Source organism: Winogradskyella marina (assembly GCF_015645385.1).
GTDB lineage: Bacteria > Bacteroidota > Bacteroidia > Flavobacteriales > Flavobacteriaceae > Winogradskyella > Winogradskyella marina.
This window is the reverse complement of sequence record NZ_JADOET010000003.1, coordinates 252,540-273,611: the sequence shown is the minus strand read 5'-3', so window position 1 is coordinate 273,611 and position 21,072 is coordinate 252,540. Positions and strand designations below refer to the sequence as shown.

The 21,072-nt window shown below is 34.4% G+C and carries 7 protein-coding genes; all 7 read right to left on the bottom strand.

Annotation, left to right across the window (positions count from 1 at the left end; all coding sequences use genetic code 11):
* Nucleotides 1-5: 5 nt before the first annotated feature.
* Entirely contained in the window at nt 6-5,672 is a 5,667-nt protein-coding gene (locus tag ITJ86_RS17520; RefSeq protein ID WP_195870755.1) for a T9SS type B sorting domain-containing protein, read from the bottom strand.
* Nucleotides 5,673-6,072: 400 nt separating this feature from the next.
* Nucleotides 6,073-10,917 (bottom strand): T9SS type B sorting domain-containing protein, encoded by a 4,845-nt coding sequence (locus ITJ86_RS06225; protein ID WP_195870754.1) that lies wholly within the window; start codon nt 10,915-10,917, stop codon nt 6,073-6,075.
* A 426-nt stretch (nt 10,918-11,343) separates the two neighbouring features.
* A complete protein-coding gene (locus ITJ86_RS06220; protein WP_225034867.1) occupies nt 11,344-13,125 on the bottom strand; it encodes a gliding motility-associated C-terminal domain-containing protein in 1,782 nt (593 codons plus the stop codon).
* 39 nt (nt 13,126-13,164) lie between these two features.
* Complete coding sequence (locus ITJ86_RS06215) at nt 13,165-15,627, bottom strand: T9SS type B sorting domain-containing protein (RefSeq protein WP_195870753.1); 2,463 nt, start codon at nt 15,625-15,627, stop codon at nt 13,165-13,167.
* The gene (locus ITJ86_RS06210) at nt 15,624-19,055 is read right to left on the bottom strand and encodes a T9SS type B sorting domain-containing protein (RefSeq protein WP_195870752.1); all 3,432 of its coding nucleotides are present in this window, start codon (nt 19,053-19,055) and stop codon (nt 15,624-15,626) included. The genes ITJ86_RS06215 and ITJ86_RS06210 overlap by 4 nt, the downstream gene beginning before the upstream one ends.
* A 108-nt stretch (nt 19,056-19,163) precedes the next feature.
* A complete protein-coding gene (locus tag ITJ86_RS06205) occupies nt 19,164-19,991 on the bottom strand; it encodes an ABC transporter permease (RefSeq protein WP_195870751.1) in 828 nt (275 codons plus the stop codon).
* Between the two features lie 60 nt (nt 19,992-20,051).
* Nucleotides 20,052-20,948 carry an ABC transporter ATP-binding protein gene (locus ITJ86_RS06200; protein ID WP_195870750.1) on the bottom strand — a complete coding sequence of 299 codons (897 nt, stop codon included), beginning with the start codon at nt 20,946-20,948 and terminating at the stop codon, nt 20,052-20,054.
* Between the last annotated feature and the right edge of the window lie 124 nt (nt 20,949-21,072).

Sequence of the window (21,072 nt, the reverse complement as noted above, 5' to 3'; positions counted from 1 at the left end):
TCTTATTAACGACGAAGCGCAAAGTGGCCTCTGACTTCAAAAGCAACATTCCCTTGTTTTATTTCGGCTAAAAACCAATAGTCGCTGGCTGGCATATTGTAACCGTTATACGTTCCGTCCCAACCTTGTGTGTTAGACCCTAACTGTTTTATGAGTTTTCCGTAACGGTTAAATATATAAACAATACTACCAGGTAAGGTTTCTATTCCTATAATATGCCAAGTGTCATTTTTTGTGTCGCCATTAGGTGTGAAAAAAGGAGGCGCATCTACCACAACAACTTCTTTAGTAACTTCTGCACAACCATTTAAATCAATAATTGTTACTGTATGATAACCTAATGATACATTTTCAAAAATATTAGAGTCTTGAGGATCACCATCGTCTAGAATATAAAGATAATTACCAATGCCGCTAATAGTGATTGTAATATTGTTTGGGTCCGAAAAATCAACGGTTTCGGTTAATTCTATAGTAGCAGATTCAGACGCTGTAACGTTAAATGTGCTTGTTGTAACACATCCATTTTCTGAAGTTACCGTAACTGAATAGGTGCCAACGTCTGTAATTTCAATATCAGAACCTGTTTGGTTTGTTGACCATAAAAAGGTGTCTGTAGGATAGAAGGTATTGGCAGAAACCACCAATGGTAAATTATCGATACAAACTACTTGATCTGGAATGTTTACATTCGGTTTTCGATGTACAATTAGTGAAAAATCAACAAGGCTGTAACACCCTGTTGTGTTATTTTCTATGCGTGCTGTAATGATTTCGTTATTACTTCCATGGTACAACGCTGCGGTAATTGGGTTTATGCCTTCTTCCGCTTCAAGATTAGAATTAAAATACGAAACACTATATTGGTTTGGGTTTTGAAAACCTAAAATAGTGGCTGTTTGTTGATTTAAGTTGAAATCATAATAACCATCAAAATCATCGTCACATGTGATAAGATCTGGTGGCTGATTTGCAATTGGTAATGGGTTGACACGAAGTTCAAAAGGATAAATAAAATAACAATGTGTAGTGCTAAATTCTATACGTGCATAAATGGTATCATTTGTGCTGGTATAGGTGTAATTTGTATCTAATGCATTTTGGTTAGCAATAGCATCTGCTTCTGTTGAAAAGTAACTAAAAAGCACATTGTAATTGGTGTCTACAATTACATCATTTATCGTAGTTAAATCGAAACTATTAGCTGCGTTGTCACAAGTATCAAATATGTCGAATGTATTTATTGCTGGTGGAAGGTTAACTTCTAATTCTAAAGGCACAAACGTGAAACAATCAGCAACCGAATTATATACTTTTATAAATACGGTTTGAGGATTGCTGGTATTGTAAAAATTATCAGGATTTAAAATAGGGTTATTGTCTATTTGTAAATCGTCTATGGATGTAAAATAGCTAATGGTATTATCTGGATTAGGAGTTGTAAACAAATCACCTTCAGCCACTGTTAAATCGAAACGTGTGCTTCCATCGTAATTAGTGTCGCATTCTAAAAGTGGTTCGGGAATATTAGGATGTGGATTTACAACTAAACTAAAATCGGTTAAGCTGTAGCATCCTGTGTCATTATTTTCAATTCGGACTATAATCTGTTGTTGATGTGCTGATAAATAAGGAGATGATATAGGGTTGTCACCAGATTCAGCATCTGTGAGATTTATATGATAAGTTACTGTAAAGTCATCAGGATTTTGTGTGCCTAAAACCGTGTTGGTTTGAGACTCGAGATTAAATGATGCGATGCCATCATTAGAATCGTCATCACAAGTTTCAATATCATTTGGTGAATTTGCTATAGGTACAGGGTTAATTTGAAGTATAAAGTCATACACGAAATAGCATCCTGTTTCGGGATGTTCTATACGTACAAAAACCGTGTCGTTTATACTTTGGTACGTATAGTTTAAATCTAGTGGATTGGTACTGTTTGCAGCATTATTAAAGGTGTCGTAATAGGAAAGAACCGCTTCAGTTTCTGGATTAATTAATACAGATTCAATTTCTGAAAGATCAAAACTATTTGTTGGATTGTCACAAATCTCATAGACTTCAAAATCGTTAAAGGCAGGTGGCAGGTTAACGATTAATTCTAAAGGCACATTAACATAGCAGTTACTTAGAGTATTGTTTATTTTCACATAAGCCGTTTGCGGATTACTGATGTTATTATAATTTTCAGGATCTAGAATTGGGTTGGTGTTAGCTTCTAAGTCATCGATGCTTTCAAAATATGTGACTTCAATATTATCTTGTCGTACGCCGAGTATTTCAATTTCTGAAACGGTTAAATCCCAGGTTAAAATGCCATCGTAATTATCATCGCATTGTGCAATTGGAGTTGCAGAATTAACCACAGGTGCAGAAACAACATTAATATCAAATGCAGACATACCTTTACAGTAATTTCCATTATCTACTCGAGCATAAAGCTCTTGTGGATTTGTTGAGTTGGTATAAATTAAAGGTACAGGATTACTATTGTTAGTGGCATCAAAAGCTGTTTCATGAAAAGTAATATCTAGAGTTTCTGGGCTGCCAGCTACCATTTCTGCAATTATATCATTCAAATCAATGGTTATATAACCATCATTGCTGATATCATCACAGATAAAAATACTTTCTGCTGCATTAAAAATAGGAATAGAACCGACTTCAATATCAAAAGATGAGGTGCCATAACAATCCGTATCTGTAATGTTTTCTACTCTAACATAGATCGTTTGAGGACTCGAGGTATTATTGTAAACTGAATACTTATCAATTGGATTAATACCAGCAATTGCATCTGCTTCAGTTTCATAGTATAGCACTTGTTTATCTGGCTGACCATTGAGTATTTCTTCATCTTTTAAATAGAAATAAAAATCGGCAACACCAGTAATGTCTGCTTCACAGTTTTCGAAATTAGTAATTGGAATAAATTCAGGTACTGTATTCACATAAATATAAAAACCAGATAGACTATAGCAGCCTGTCGTTTCATTTTCTACACGAGCATAGATATATTGTGTTGCAGTAGAATAATTTTGCGGGTCTGTAATTTCATTTTCACCTTCAATAGCAGCATTGTAAATATTGTAAAAGCTAATGTCTAAACCTGTAGTTGATGGTACTATTTCAGGAATTTTTGATTCTAAATCTACAATAGAAATACCATCATCATTATCATCGCAAATAATTATATCCTGAGGATAGGTAATACTTGGAGCGCTAACAATATTGACTTCGAGTGTAGAGATATCATAACATTCGGTCTGCGCATTGGTAACTCTTATATAGAATAATTGCGGATTAGAAGTGTTGTAATGATAATCTGGGAGAATATTTTCATTATTTATGGCGTCCTCTTCTGTGAGGTAATATTTAACGTTTCCGGCTTGAACTCCTTGTAATGCTACACTATTAAGCATATCCATTTCTAAAGTTGTATAGCCATCATCATCTTCATCACAATAGTCTGTTGTTTGAGGAGTTAAAACTACAGGTGGCGAAATTTCTAACACCACATCAATATTTCCAGAACACTCTCCATTGGTAACCGAAGCGTAAATAGTTGTGCCATTATTTGAGACTGTAAAAGGGCTAGTTTTATCTATTTCATTTGTTTCATTTGTTCTGTCGTCTTCTGTAAGATAGAAGGTGACTTCAAACTCAACGAAGTCACTGATTAGGTCTCTCTCCACTTCAATTAAATCAAAATCAGCGATGCCATCATTAGAAATATCATCGCAAACTATAATAACTTGGCCAGAGAGTTCTGTTATTATGATGTTGGCGTATAAGCCTAACTTAACAACGGAATAACAACCCGTTGTAGGATCTTGAACGCGAATATAAAGCAGTTGAAAATCTTGAACCGTGTTTTGATAATTATCAGGATTTTCTATAGGGTTTAGATTGTTGAGAGCATCGTATTCTGAGACATGAAAACTTAAATCTAAACCTGTGCTTCCTTGTAAAACGTCAGCGGTGATACTTGTTAAATCAAAAGTCGCAAAACCATCTTCATCTTGTTCGCAGGCATTAATATATTGATCATCTGTGTTTATAGGAGGACTATCTTGAAACTCAACAGATAGCGTTGTTGTAGAAAAGCAGCCTGATAATGCATCGTAAATTCTTACATACAGTGTTTGCGATGTATTAAAATTGGTGTAGGGTGACAAAATAGGGTTGCTACCCATATCTGCTTCTGGTTGAGAAAAATGATAGGACACATACAAATTGGGATTGCCATTAGTAATTTGGTCGTTAGCCACAGTTAAATCTACATAAGTATAACCATCTAAAGCGGCATCTTCACAGGCTATAATCGGATCTGGATCTTCATAATCTGGTTTTTCATTTACAATTAAATTGAAAGTAGAATATGCTAAACATCCATTTGATGTATCTTCTATTCGAACAAAAATGGGTTGTGGAGAACTTGTATTTTGAATACTACCTAGAATAGGATTGGTATTGTTTTCGGCATCGTCATTTGAGTAATGATAACTAATATTATAATTAGAGGGAGGCACAGAAGCTAAAACTTCGTTGTCTTTAGTTGAAAGATCAAAATCTTCTACACCATCATTAGACGCATCATCACAATAAATCATATCTGATAATTGACTTGAGGATTGTTCAGAATCGAGAGTGATTTCTACGGTATCTTCAATAACACAAGAAGTAGCATTGAGTTGTATGGTGATTTCAACTTTATAGGTGCCAGAAGATAAAGCGTTTAATATTGGATTGTTTTCACCTGTGATTAGAACATCATCTTTATACCAATTATATGAGGCTTGTGGGTTTTGAATATCTCCATTAATAGTCACGGAATCTCCACATGTTGTAATATCTGGCCCTAGATCTACATTGGCATTAAAACTGTTTCCTTCTATAAACACTGCAGAATCAAAATTATGATCTGTTTGGTCAGCAATAATTAATTTAATTTGATATTCTACATTTGGCTGAATTGCCGCTGTTGCAGTTAATACAGTGGTTCTTCCATTATAATTAGTATCGCCAATATTATACCCTTCAAAAAAAGCGTCGTTTTCGGCCGCACAAAAGCCTTCTATTTGGTCGTGTATAGTGTTTGTGTTCACTGGTGTATTAGAACCAGGAATCAACGCAATATTTGAATAGGCATCAGAAGAACCAGCTTCTCTTATTAAAAAGGCAAACCCATCGGAATAAAAGCAAGGAAATTCTTGTTGGTATTCTTCGGAGGCAAGAAGGTAATTAAACTGAATTTGGTTTGCTACTGATATGAAGTTAAACTGAATTGATGTCGCATTTAGCGTATTAGTAATCCCTAAAGCATTTTCTAAATCTGTATCTGTTCCCCAAGTGTCATCACCTTCGTTTAGTGGGTTGTTGTTGAGTATGTTGCCGGCAGAGTTGACATTTCCAGTAGTGAGTAAAATACCATTTTCGAACGGGAAACTTGAATCTCCACGATCAAAATAACCGTAACTGTTAATACCATTTGTAGTACCATTGACACTAGAGGAAATGTTAGAAATTTCAACACAATTCTGTCCAAGGTTTTGTTGAATGAGTTGTTCTAAAGATGACGCGTCATCCGTTGTTATTTGTTGGGAGTAACTATAATTAAGTCCAATGAAGGAGGTAATCCAGAAAAATATTAAGTATAATCTCACAATAGTGTTTAAAAAAAGGATAGGTGAAACAAGAGTTTTTTTGCTTACGGTAAATTTTTAAGAGAAAAAAATACTAAAAAAACATCAATTACGTGAGTTTTAGAGGATAAGTAACCTTTTTAATTGGATGAATGACAAATGAATTAACCGAGCTAACTTCGAGTTGAGAAATTTAGCATCTAAGCATAAAATGCCCTTCTATTTAAATTGTTTTCCTTTTTGAATAACTTCAGCTACAAACCAATAATCACCTGCTGGTATTTTTTTCAAAGTAACTTAGCACAAATTGAGACCAATATTTAACAAATGTTATTCTTCTTTTTTCGTGTAACCACATAAAAAAGTAAAGGGTTTAAATACAAGACGCTTTTATATACTAAATAATGCTTATAGCTATGAACTATCGTTTTAGTGTAAAGTGCCCTTTAACTTCAAAAGCAATAGAACCACGTTGTATTTCAGCGACAAACCAATAATCACTCGTTGGCATTTTATGACCATTGTAATAGCCATTCCATCCTGGTGAACTAGAGGTTAACTGTTTAAGTTGTTTGCCGTATCTATCAAAGATATTAATAATAGTGCCAGGTAAGGTTTCTATACCTACAATATGCCAAGTGTCAAAATCACCATCATTATTAGGTGTAAAGAATTTAGGAATATCAACAACTAAAACTTCTTTGGTAACATTAGCACAACCATTTAAATCTATGATTGTAACCGTATGATAGCCCATGGCTACATTTTCGAATACGTTAGATTCTTGCGGTTCAAAATCGTCTAGTTGATAAAGATAGTTACCTATACCACTAATGGTAACTGTAATGTTATTTGGGTCTGAGAAATCGACAACTTCAGTAGTTTCTATAGTCGCTGTTTCAGATTCAGTAACTCCAAAATAACTTGTGCTTTCACAACCAAACTCTGTGGTTACTGTTACCCAATAATTTCCGACAACTGCGATATCAATTTCTGGTGTGGTTTCACCCGTTGACCATAAATAAGAGTCCGATGCAATATTAGTGTTTGCAGAAACTAATATTGGTGAATTATCTATACAAATAACTTGATCTCCAACATCTACCACTGGAAGCGGGTTTATAATAGCTGTAAACGAGGTAACAGAATAACATCCTGTTTCATTGTTTTCTACACGAGCGTAGATTACTTCACTATCAAAAGCGATATAGTCAGTAGTGTCTAAAACTGAATTGTTTTCATTAGCCTGAAGTGCTGTGTTATGATAAGTTACCGTATATAAATTAGGGTTTTGACCTCCTAGTATACTTGCATTTTGTTGCGCTAAGTCAAAGTCTAAAAGACCATCAAAATCATCATCACAAGCTACTAAATCATTAGGCTGATTGGCGATTGGCACCGGATTAACCCTCAAGTTAAACTCGTAATACATAGCACAGTGCGTTGTGCTGTATTCTGCTCTAACAAATAGCGTATCATAGTTACTCTGATATGTGTAATTAGTATCTAAGGCGTTTGTATTAGCGATAGCATCGGCTTCATTAGAGAAATAACTAAATAAAACATTGTAAGTCACATCAGTTGCTATTTCATTTATTTCTGTTAGATCCACTGTATTAGATGCATTAGCACATGTTTCATACGTTTCAAAATCATTAATAATTGGTGGCTGATTTACAATCATTTCTATAGGAAGTGCCGCAGAACAATTCGAAACCGTATTGGTTACTTTCATATAAGCGGTTTGAGGATTTGATATGTTTGTGTAATTTGCAGGATTAGCAATAGGATTCACATTAGCTTCAGAATCTTCAAAATTAGCGAAATATTCTATTACAATATTTTGTTGTCTTACATCTGTAATGTTAGCTTCAGCTTCTGTTAAATCAAATTCAGAATAACCGTCAGTATCATCATCACATACAATTAACGGTTCAGGAAGTGTTACATCCGGAACTTTAATGACATTAACAACAAATGATGTAATAGATTGACAAATTGTACCATTATCTATTTGTACAAAAATTTGTTGCGGGTTTACCGTATTTGTGAATTGCAATGGAATTTCATTGGTGCTATTAATAGCATCATTTTCAGTGGTAAAGAATTTTACAGACTGTATATCAGAAATTCCAGCCGTAACTTCATCTACAACGCTAGAAAAATCAAATTCTTCAGATCCATCATTTGAAATATCATCACAAACAAACCAATTAGTTGGCTCGTTATAAACAGGATTTGTACCTACTTCAATTGTGAACGAAGAGGTGGTGTAACAAGATTCATCTGTAATATTATCAATTCTTACATGAATTTGCTGTGGGTTGCTGATGTTTTCATAAACGTTATTTTTGTCAATAACATTTGTTTTATTCTCGGCATCAGTAGCGTTAAGATAGTACGTTACGTTTTTACCGGTTTGGCCATCTAATGCTTCAGCATCTTTGTTGGCAAAAATGAATTGCCCTATGCCATCAGATATGTCTTCACAAAACGTATATTGGTGAATATAGTTAGATAGATCTCCAACATAAGGTAAGGTGTTAACGATTATATCTAGTTCTTCAATCGCGTAACAACCTGTTGTGCTATTCTCAACACGCATGTAAACAATTTCGGTTTGCGCATTGTAATTAGCTAAGCCTTGAATTTCATTGGAATCTGAACGTGCATCCTCTAAACTATTGTGGAAGCTTACACTACGATTTGGTGTTGCTAAAATAGAATTAGGAATACTATTGCTTAAATTTATTGGGGAAAACCCATCTCTATCTGCATCGCAAATAATAATGTCTAAAGGTTTTTCGCTTTCTGGTGCAGGTAAAATTGTGACTTCAAATGAGTTGTAATCATAACACCCTGTTTGAGACGCTGTAATTCTAGGAAATAGCCTAAACGGATTAGAGGTGTTTGTATAAGAATTAGGAAGTGGATTGGTATTATCAATCGCATCTTGTTCTGTTAAAAAGTAAGTAACGTCGTAACCTTCTTCGCCATTAGTTACATCATTGTTTAAAGATGATAAATCGGTTGTTGTAAAGCCATCTTGATCTTCATCACAAAGGGTTAAACTTACAACTGATTCAAATTGAACTACTGGGTTTAAAACCAAATCAAAATCTGCTACCTCAGTACAGGTTGGACTGACTAGTGTGATATAAATTGTTTGAGGGTTATCAGTAGAGCTGAATGATAATGACGGATCAATAGCATTTGTTCCATTATCTCTATCTATTTCAGTTTCGTAAAATATAACTTCTACATCAATTAAATCATTGATGATGCCTATTGCAATATTTTCAAAGTTGAATTCTTCGGTTCCATCACCACCGATATCGCATGCAGTTACATTTCTAATATTAGTTGCTGTTAATAATAGATTGGTGTGTAATTCAATTGGTGTTATAGAGGCACAACCCGTATTGTCATTTTCTACTCTAATATATACAAGTTGTTCTTCAATAATGGTATTGGCAAAATTAGTGTCGTCTGCAATAGGATTTAAACCAGAAAGTGCTTCTTCTGGAGACGTATGAAATGTAGCTGATACACCAGTTAAACCTTCTAAAACATTAGGGATTATTGTTGTTAAATCAAAAGTTGCAAAACCATCTAAATCAGCATCACAGGCATCTATATAGTGACGTTCTGTATTAATTATAGGACTTTCTATAACGCTAATATCTAGGGTTGTAGTACTTATACAACCTGTTTCTGTATTTTTAACACTTACAAAAACTTGTTCTGTAGTATTGGTGTTGGTAAAAGGCATAGAATATGCATTTATACCAGCAGTTGCATCTGCAGCAGAACTATGGTAGCTAACCACAAGATTAGGTTGGGAAAGTGTAATTTCAGTATCTTTATAGGCATTTAAATCCATAGCAACTCTTCCGTCTTCAGAGCCATTATCACAAACTTCTAATGGAGTAGGATTAGAAATAACTGGTAAAGAGTTTACAACTAAATTAAAGGTTGAAAAAGCCAAACAACCATTTTCCGTATCTTCAATTCTTACATGTATAGGCTGTGGGTTTGACGTGTTTTGAATAGCATCTGTGATAGCGCGACTATTATTAACAGCATCAGAGCTGTTATAATGATACGATATTGAATAGGTAGATGACGGTACAGAGGCTAGGACTTCTGCATCTTTAGTTGATAAATCAAAGGTTTCCACTCCGTCTTCGCTTAAATCATCACAAAGCTGATAGTCTGCAATTGGATCTGAAGTTTGCGTAGAACTTAAGGTAATGTCAATATCATCTTCTATAACACAAGAACTTCCTGCGAGTGGTAGTTGAATTTCAACACGATAGTTTCCAGACTCAGTAGCGGTTAGAGTAGCATCGTTAGTTAATGGTATTTGAGTATCATTAAAATACCATGAATAAACAGCATTTGGGTTGTTAATATTACCGTCTAATTCAACACTACTAGCACAAGTAGAGAAATCTTCACCTAGGTTTACAGTAGCATCAAAACTGTTACCTTCTATAAAAACAGCCGAATCGTAATTTTGATCTGTTTGATCTGCAATGACTAACTTTATTTGGTATTGTACATTAGGTTGAACAGAAGCAGTTGCAGAAAGAACCGTTGTTCTTCCATTATAATTGGTGTCTCCAATATTATAACCTTCAAAATACGCTTCGTTAGACGCTGCACAAAATCCAACGATTTCATCGTGGATGGTATTTGTATTTACAGGTGTTGTAGTTTCAGGTATTACAGCGATGTTTGTATAAGGATCAGAGGTTCCCGCTTCTTTAATTAAGAAAGCAAATCCATCGGAGTAATTACACGGAAAGTTACCGAAATATTCTTCTGAAGCTAGAATATAATTAAATTGTATTTGATTTGAAATAGAAATAAATTCAAATTCTATAGAAGTTGCATTGACGGTTCCCGAAATACCTAAAGCGGTTTCAAGATCACTATCTGTTAACCATGTTGGATCTCCTTCGTTTAGGATGTCATTATTTAAACCATTACCAGCAGAAGTAGCATCTCCTGTAGATAGTACAATGCCGTTATCAAATGGGAAATTGGATGAGCCACGTTCAAAATATCCGAAACTACCTATACCAATAGAAGATCCGTTTGAGGGAGAGTTTATATTTGAAACTTCAACACATCCTTGAATTAATGTGTTTTGAATAAGATCTTGAGGTGAAACTGAATTATCTACGGTGATTTGTTGTGCGAATGAGATACTACAAATTAAGCCAATAAATATGCGGAGGGAACGATTTAAATACATCATCTGTATCGGTTAAGATTATAATTTTAGCGAAGGGTAGATTTGGAGTCAACTCAGACACTCGTTTTAATATGGCCGAAATGTATATTAAAATAAGACGAAATACAAAATAATACGACGAAATACATTAAATGTTAACGTTTGGAGCTAAAATTCCTGCTTTTAGGCTCTAAAAGTTAAAATATATTGAAGTTTTTTTTAATTTTAAGTGCAACGTATCGTCATATAAATTGAAAATTATTACACTATAAAATGCATTATCAGTTCCTTAAAAGAACTTTTTTTATGGTATTACTCAGTTATCGTTTTGAGGGTTAAAATAAATTTTGGAGGGAATTATAAATTGCTAATGTTAGCAGATTATAAATTTACAAGAAGTCCTGAAGACTTACAAAAAAATAAGACGAACGAACTAAAATTTTAACAATTCTAATAATTTACATAGACCCAACCCATAAAAGGCTTATAATTTGGATCATTTAAATTCAATATATAATAATAAGTGCCAACAGGAACTTTATTTCCGATATTATTAAGTCCTCTATTTGTTGTGCCATCCCATGGTGTTTCATTGTTACCAACAAAAATAAGTTCACCATAACGATTATAGATTTGTAATTCATGTTCTGTAAAGATGTCGTATACATCTTGAATGTTAAACCAGTCGTTTTTAGTATCGTTATTTGGTGAAAAACCTTGCGGAATATACGGAGGACAGTTTTCTATAGTTAAATCGAATTGAAATATCTCATAGCAAGGCGCACTTACTATACGCGCATAAATAGTTTCAGGATTGGAGTCATTATTATAGTCCGATGGCATCAGTATTGCATTCGTTTCTGTTTCTAAATCGTCTAGTGATCGATAAAAGGCAAGATCGTCTTCATTATAATCAAGAGACCTTAAGGCGTCAAATAAATTATAACTCGATATTTCAAACCCTTCATTGCAACCTATAAGATTAGAGAGTAGTGTTATTTCAGGAATGATGAGTAGTTCAATTTCTGCAAACGTACTATTATTGTTCTCATTAGATTCTGTAACCACACCATTCATTGTGCCATCATCATCTACGATAGCAGTAATAGTCACATTTGGACCAATGTCTTCTGGTAAGTTGAGGTATATAGAATTGCTCTCACTTGCATTAATAGCAATGGTATTTTGCGTTTCACTTGTACCAATTAAGTCACTATTACTATAAAATGCAATTGGTGTATTGGCAGGTAAAATATCTGTACTATTCGTGTTATGGACTGTGTAAAATACTTCAATGGTGCTATCTCCACAACCTACTGTGTTATTATCAATGGTAATTGTAGCATCTGGTAACTGGCTGTTTAGTACTGTGATAATGTTGTTTATCATTACAAAATCTTGACCAGAGGTCAGCGCTATAGTTGCGGACGTATCTCCAATACTTATATTATTTTGAATATTATACACATCAATATCCATATTGTATAAGTTGGTCGCTCCAGTAAACGAATTTGTACCATTAAAAGCATTGTTTGCAGGATTTAATGGATAATTACTAATGACATTGCCATTAATGGTCAGTTGCTCGTTAATGGCTATAGATCGATCACCTTCCCATGCAACGAAGCCTATTTTTGCATTTTCGTTATCTAATACATTTAAATTATCTAGTGTTATACTTAAAAAATCAGGAACACTTTGTAGACCGTCATAAACATTAAGTTGATTTAAAGGAAGACTACTATCTTCATAAATTATGGTAATTGCCCAACCGCCAAAATTTGTTCCGGTAGGACAATAGGGAGCAATATCAGCACTAAGATCAAAATTAGAAATGGTGTAATTTGTATTGCCTTGTTCTAAAACTATTGAAGTTACATCTGCAAAAGCAGCAAAAAACACACGATCGCTATCTAGGGCATCGCTAAATGTTCGTTCTGCAGTAATATCTATATTATTCAATGAAATATCGAAATCTCCTGTGTGTGAACCTGCCCAATACAAATAAGCGGCTACTATATTTTGCTCGCTATTGAGGTTTAAGTTTGCCGATGATGAAGTTAAAATGGTGCAAGGTCCTAAAGTTCCATTTTCAACTGTGTTCATCGTGTTACCGATTGCTGTATAATCGTATCTGCCATTAAATTGTTGGAACAAGGAAATGTCTTGGGCTAATACCGGAAAGGTTAAGCCAATCAATAGAAAAAAAAGTATGTAGAAATGTGTTTTCAATTCTTTCGGATTGGTCAAACGAAAATACAATTTTTAATATTACCGCTTTAACGTAAAATGGTTAGTAAAAGTTCGTCCATCTTGAAGTTTCACTTTAAACCAATAATCACTTGTAGGCATCAGTTCTCCATTAAATGTTCCGTCCCAACCTACACTTAAAGGGTCGAGCTCTACTAATAGTTTCCCATAACGATCAAATATGAATACAGATGAATTGGGTTGAAATAGAGAAGATATCCCTTTTACTTGCCAATAATCATTATTGTCATCGTCATTTGGAGTGAAAAATTTAGGAAAGCCTATAACTGAAACCAAAGTATCTGTGATGCCACAATTATTTTTGTCTTTTATATAAACTGTATAAAGTCCAGGTTCTACATTTTCAAAAGTTGTGGAATTTTGGTAAGGTCCATTTATATCATCAAGTGCGTATTCATAGTCACCTTCACCACTCACAAAAACAGTAATGCTATTATTCTGCGTAGCATCTACAACCTCTATATTAGTCACAGTTGCAACATTTGAAGGTAAAACGGAGATCGTTCTATCTTTAAAACAGCCGTTGGTATTTGTAACTCTAACGGTGTAAGTTCCTGGCGCGCTAACCTCTATGGTATTAGTGTCTTCGCCTGTGGACCATTCGTAGTAGTAATTATTTGGCAGATCATCAATTAGACCACCATTGAGCGTAATTGTTTCTGGAAAAAAGTTGAGACAGTATTGCGTTTCAAATGTGGTATCAATATTTGGGAGTTTAAAAACAGTAAGATCAATGGAACTAATACCATAACAGGCGTTTGCATTTTCAACACGTGCAAAAATCGTTTGGTTGTATGGAGTAGTGTTTGTAAATGTTGTACCAATTGGATTGTTTTCAATTAAGGCGTCTTCATATGTTTCGTAATACATTATATCTAATCCAGAAGGTGAACCGGTTAAGATGGTATCATTGGCATCGGTAAGATTAAACTCCATAAAACCGTCTTCTGTGCCATCTGTATCACATAATTCTAAACTAGTATTGTTAGATGCCGTTGTGCTCACTTCTAACGTAACTTCACTAAAATTAACACAGTTTGTAGTTGTATTTGTGACTCTAGTATAAATGACTTGAGGATTAAAAAAGTTCTCGAAAGCATTTCCATCTATAGCATTTTCTTCATTTTCGGCATCAATTTGTGACAGATAATAGGCTATGTTTAAATCTGGATCTCCACCTGTAATGTCATCGTTTATTTCTGTTATATTAAATGTTGTAAACCCTTCTGGAATACCATCCTCATCACATTGCAACAGTGTAACATCATTTGCAATTGGTTTAGGATCTACGGTAATATTAAAAACCGTAAAACCAATACAACCAGAATCTAAATCTTGAATTCTAACAAATATTTCAGTTGGAGTAGGTGCTGCATTTCTATAATTTAAAGCTAAGGGAGCTGCAGATGACTCGGCGTTTGCTTGACTCAAATGATAGCTAATCGCGTAATTAGCACTTTCAAAGCCATCAACAATTTCTTGAGATTTAATATTAAAATCAAAAGTTGAAATACCATTTTGATCATCTCCATCTAAATCATCATCACAAACGTTATAATTTGAAGGTGTGTTAAATTCGGTGAGTGCGGAAACATTAATGTCCACATCATTAATAATATAACATCCTGTAGTTGTGTTTTCGATTCTAATATACACGGTTTCATTACGCGCTGTGTTATTGAAAGTAGGACCTAAAGGATTAACATTAATGTTAGCATCGCTTTCAGATGTATGGTAGGTGACCACGACATCAGATTCTCCATTAATAATTTCATCTGTTAAATCAGTGAAGTCAAACGCTGTGATATTATCATTAAAAGGAGCCGTTGAATCACAAACATTGATGCTGGGTAAACTTGTTGAAGTTATATTTGATGTTATCGGGTTAGATGGAGCTTCAGGAAAGGTAGCAGTTCCTGTCCACTCTAGAGAAAATGGACTATTTCCAATTGGTCTATCGATAACAATAAAATAGCTTTCGCCTGCTAAGACATCGATAGCACTCACAAAACTATCTCCATCCTGACCTGGACCTTCTGAGGTTTCTGTAGATGTAGTGTTTAATCCTGTTCTGTTATTTCCTTGATTAGCAGCAGCCGGATTTGTAGTAGAACAACGAATAGCTTGTCCGATATTTCCACAACTCACATTTGGTCCAAAAATAAAAAAGTCGTAATCTTCATTAATATTAGAGCTACTAGGTGTTAATGTAAAAGCTAAAGTACCTGCTGTGGCAATATTAACTTCTAACCATATACTATTGTTTTCTTGACCTCCACAGGTATTAGAGTTGTTTAATTCTTGTGTGCCAACACCATTAACATCTAAGCTGAAATCTGAATTACCACAAACGGTTACCGAAGATTGGCAATCGTTAGGTTCTTGAGCTAAAATTAATGTGCTGTAAAACAAGAAACATACTAATAGTGTCGCTTTTATAATAAGGTTAGGGGAGTTTGTCATCGTTTTAAAGTAAAGTGATTTGTGTAAGTGCGTCCGTCTTGTAATGTGACTTTAAACCAGTAGTCGCTCGTTGGCATTTTTTCGCCATTAAAAGTACCATCCCAACCCGAACTTAATGGATTGAGTTTTATGAGTAATTTTCCAAATTTATCGAAAATATACACTTTTGAATTGGCTTGAAATTGTTCAGAAACACCATAAACTTGCCAGTAATCGTTTACGTCGTCATCATTAGGTGTAAAAAACTTAGGGAAACCAATAACCGAAACTAAATCTTCTGCAATACCACAATTGTTTTTATCACGAACATAAACGGTGTATATGCCTGGTTGTACATTATTAAACGTGGTGGCATCTTGATAAGGCCCATTGCTATGGTCTAAAGCATATTCATAATCTCCTTCACCATCGACTAACACAGTGATAGAATTATTTTCAGAGGCATCAGTAACCGCAATTTGTGTTATGGTTGCGATATTAGAAGGTGAAACTGTAATCGTTCGATCTTTAAAACATCCATTGGTGTTAGTAACTCTTACCGTGTAAGTTCCTGGTGCATCAATTTCAATTTCAGATGTATTTTCGCCTGTAGACCATTCGTAATAATAGTTGCTTGGAGAATCGTCATTGACACCTCCATTTAAAACCATAGGTTCTGGTGAGGAATTCAGACAATAAACCGTATCATATGCGATCTCTATATTTGGTAAACTAAAAACAGTGAGGTCTATGGTACTTATGCCATAACATGCATTGGCGTTTTCAACTCGTGCATAAATAGTTTGTTGATAAGGTGTGGTATTAGCGTATGTATTAGATAAAGAATTATTAGCTAGTAAGGCATCATCATAAGTTTCATAATAGGTAATGTCTAAATCTGAAGGCGAATTTGCTAAAATAGTCGCATTAGCATCAGTCAGATTAAAAGTCATCATGCCATCTTCTGTACCGTCTGTGTCACATAAGGATAAACTTGCGTTGTTTGTAGCTGTTGAGCTAATTTCTAAAGTAATTTCGCTAATGTTAGCACATTCAGAAGTTGTGTTTGTTACTCTTGCATATAGTGTCTGTGGGTTGAAGTAATTCTCAAAAGCATCAGCATTTAATGCGTTTTCTTCATTTTCAGCATCGGTTTGAGAACTGTAAAAATCAACTGCAGTATTTTCTGCGTTATTAGTAATTTCACTAATACTATTAGTTAGATTAAAGGTTGTGAATCCTTCGGAAATACCATCTTCATCACATTGAATAATAGTAATATCATTAGCTTCAGGAATAGGGTTAATACTTACATTAAAACTATCTGTGATAAAACAATCGGAATTTAAATCGTTTTCAATTCTAACAAAAATAGTGTCGTTAATTGCTGTTGTATTGGTATAATTTGGAGGTAACAAATTGGCTTTAGAGTCAGCATCATCTTGAGAGTTATGGAACGTAATATTAACGTCAGTTTGATTGCCTCTGATACTAGGCATTAAATCTCCAAGTGCTATGGTTGCAATACCATCAGTGACATCACCAACATTATCACAAAACTGAATTGGGTGTAACGCTGGAGTTTGAGGTGTATTAAAAACCTCGATCTCAAACGAATTAACAGCAAAACAATTGGTGTTATTTACATTATCTACACGCACATATATGGTTTGTGGATTAGCAGTGTTTATATATGGAAACGTAATACTATTTTCATTAGACTCTGCATCTTCAATCGTTTCAAAATAATTGACATGGTGTTGTGCAGGATCTTGGGTTAATAAGGCTTCTTCATTTTTAGTTGTAAAATCGAAGCTAGTAAATCCGTCGTTATCAATACTATCACAAACAGCAACATCAGAAAGAGGATGTGCAACAGGAATATCAAACACACCAACAACAGCACTACCTTCAATGGGACATTCCCCATTATTAGGTTCAATATAAACTTCATAATAACCAGGTGTATCTACAACCAATTGCGACGTGGTTTCTGCTAATAGAACTCCATCTAAAGACCAAACATAATCTGCACTAACAATGTCATCAGCTTCTAAAGTGTACGTTTCATTTGCACAAAGCTTTAGTTCGGTTGTGCTTACACCATTTCTAATAATATCAATTTCAGAATTAAATAACGATTGAATGAATGGAGGTAAACCAATCTGACTCAAATTCTGGTTGGTTCCATATACATCTAATAAAATGCCTTCTTCGTCAAAATTAGCAGCTAAGCCATCGGCTTCAGGGTTATTAATAACGCCTAAGTGTTTGGTAATTGTTGGATGGCCACTGTAACTCAAATTTGCTCTATAAATACGACGATCTATGCCTAATTGTAATGCGCCAGCTGTAACGGAATTAGAGGAGTGAATAACTTGTTGCGAATTTGGAATATCATCACTTTCTAAATCCCATTGCAATAAGTGGCTCGTTCCATCGCCTGCAGAACCTTCGCTTAGCGTCGCATATACTTTTCTGTTTTCTGCCGAAAATTCTACACCATAAGGACTATTTCCATTTTGCGAGCTATAGAGTTCTAATGGGTTAGAAACAATTCCGGTTTCATTATTAAAATCGTATAAAAAAACATTGCCAGGAGCATTGCCTCCTGTAACTGTTGCCTCTCCGAAATTGGCAGCAACTAACTTTGAAGCATCAGGTGAGGTTTTGATGTACCCTAAAGAATTTCGTCTATACCCTTCAATAGGAATATACGGCCCAACAGTTGAAATTACAGGTGTGGTTTGTACACCATTGACATCAATTTTAAAGGCATAAAACTTATCGCCAAAGTGTGTAATCACCCAAAATGAGGAACAATCTTCAGCACGAACTGCCGTAATTTTTTCAGAACTTTTATATTGAGTTTCTAGTAGAATTGAAGGATCATAAGTCACTAAATGCACATTCTTTTCAATGGGATCTACATCTCCTAATCCACCGTTTAAAGACATATCGACTAATGAATAATTAAACCCATTATTGTAACCATCATCAGCAGAAGGAATGGTGCCACCTCCTTCATAAGTTCCAGTATATTGGTTTGGATACGTGCTTGCATTGTTCTGATGCGGTTCATCTACTGTAAAGAGATAGTACTTATCAGGATCTTCTGGTTTGGGAACAATTAATCCAGAGGATGTACTAGACGGATCGCCTAAAAGTCCGGTGCCATTAAAATAATTACCATTTGCCATAATTTGATGGTTGCGGTTCCAAACCGTTCTTCCATCGGAGTAAAATAATAAACTACCATCAGCATCTGAAATAGACGTACAACCTTCGAGCGTATTAATTTGACCATTTGTTAATGGCGTAACACTTCCATTTTGCGCATTAAACTGTAAGCCAGCATTTCGCCCAAAATACCAATACGAGGCTTCATTTTGTGCAAAAAAATGGGTGCTTGTAAAGACTACGAATACAAATAAAAAGATCGTTTTCATAAGAGCAAAATGTGGGTCATTCACATTGGGCACACAATATAATAACTAGAAGGTAAACTATTCTATGTTTTAACATTGTATGGTTGTAAAGCTATTTTTACAAAGCTATTACAAATCTCTCTTTTTAAGAATTCTATAAGATGAAAAGATAAAAATTGCAGTCCAACCAAGTACTATGGCAACTTCATACCAATGTACTGCGTAATCGTACATAATATCTGTTTTGTCAGGGAATTTTGTCATTACAACCCTTTGCATCGGTTGGTTAATTAAATTCCACATGGATTCTAATGGGAAAAATTGTTTAACGTTAAATGCGATATCTAACGAATCAGCTTGCCAAGATACTAGGCCGAAAATAATCCATTCTAAAATATAAAGAATGAACAAGAAGCCCAATGCAAAAGCCGAACGTTTTACCAACATCCCAAGAAATAGACACAAGCTGAAAAAACCAACCAATTTTACAAAATAAGCAAGTAAAAACTCAGATTCCCTAAAGATGATGTTAGCTTCAGTATAACTGGAATAATACATGCCAATTGTGAATGTTGCCAAACCAATTAAAATAGTAGCACACAAAGAAAAAAATACAATAGTGTAGAATTTAGAAAGGATAAATTCCTTTTTACTTAGGCCATCAATAAGGTTTTGTTTTAGGGTTTTGTTGCTGTATTCATTACCAATCATGCTCACTACAACAATCGCAAAAAAGAATTTGAATTGCGCTGCAAAAAAGGTGGTAATATGCCAAATAATAGGAAAATTAAAAATGCCCAATTCACCAAGTTCCAACGTAAAAAAACCAAAGAAATTAATTTTAATAGACGAAAGAATTAACACTGTAAATGGTAAAATAAAAGAGATAATTATTAATACTCTACTTGCTCTATTTAGCCAAAGTTTTTGTAATTCTAATTGTATAAGACGTAACATATAAGATTGGTTTTTCGTACTCTAACGATTTAAGAGTACAACTGGTTTTTTTTGATTGATTTATTGGTGATCTGTTAGTTGTAAAAACTGTTCTTCTAAGCTTTCTTTTCGTTTTACAAGATGTGAAAGTAGAATGCCTTTTTCAAACATAACTTTATTAAAATCAGCGGCTGACATAGGTTCGTTTAGAAATGCAGTAATTAATTCACCTTCCTCTTTAACTTTTTCAATATTAGAATGGGCTTCTAAAACCGTTAATAATTCTTGATGCTTTTCTGCTTTAAGTTCAAAGAAACCATGGCTATTAATCATCTCATCAACACGACCTGAATAGAGTTTTTCTCCTTTTCGTAATACCACAACATGAGTGCATACTTTTTCTACTTCATCTAATAAATGCGATGCTAAAAGAATTGTTGTGCCATTAGCTGCAATCCCTTTTATGATTTCACGTATTTGATGAATGCCTTGAGGATCTAAACCGTTGGTTGGCTCGTCTAAAATTAAAATTTCAGGATCATTAAGTAGAGCAGAGGCGATAGCTAATCGCTGTTTCATACCTAAGGAATAGGTTCTAAACTTGTGGTCTTTTCGGTCTAACAAGCCAACAACTTCGAGTTTTTCGTTTATTTTACTATGATCAACGCCTTTTATTTTACAAACCAGTTTTAAGTTTTGTTCGGCTGTCATGTACGAATAAAAATTTGGTCGTTCTATAATAGCACCAACGTGTTTTAAGGCATCGTGTGTTGAGGTGTTTCCATCAAACCAATGAAAGTCACCTTGTGTTTTATTAACGACGTTTAAAACAATACCTAATGTGGTTGATTTTCCACTTCCGTTGGGTCCAAGAATACCGTAAACATTGCCTTTGTGTATGGTGAAACTTAAGTTTTTGACTGCTGTTAAATAGCCGAATTTTTTTGTAAGATTATTAATGGTAAGGATTGGCTCCAAAATAATTGGTTTTTGAAATGCTGAATTAAAGTCAGCAAAAGTTGGTTATACAGATAAGACGATTGATGCCTTTGTTTGTTACAGTATTTTTTCTTTTCTGACAAATTAAGTATTAAAATGATGG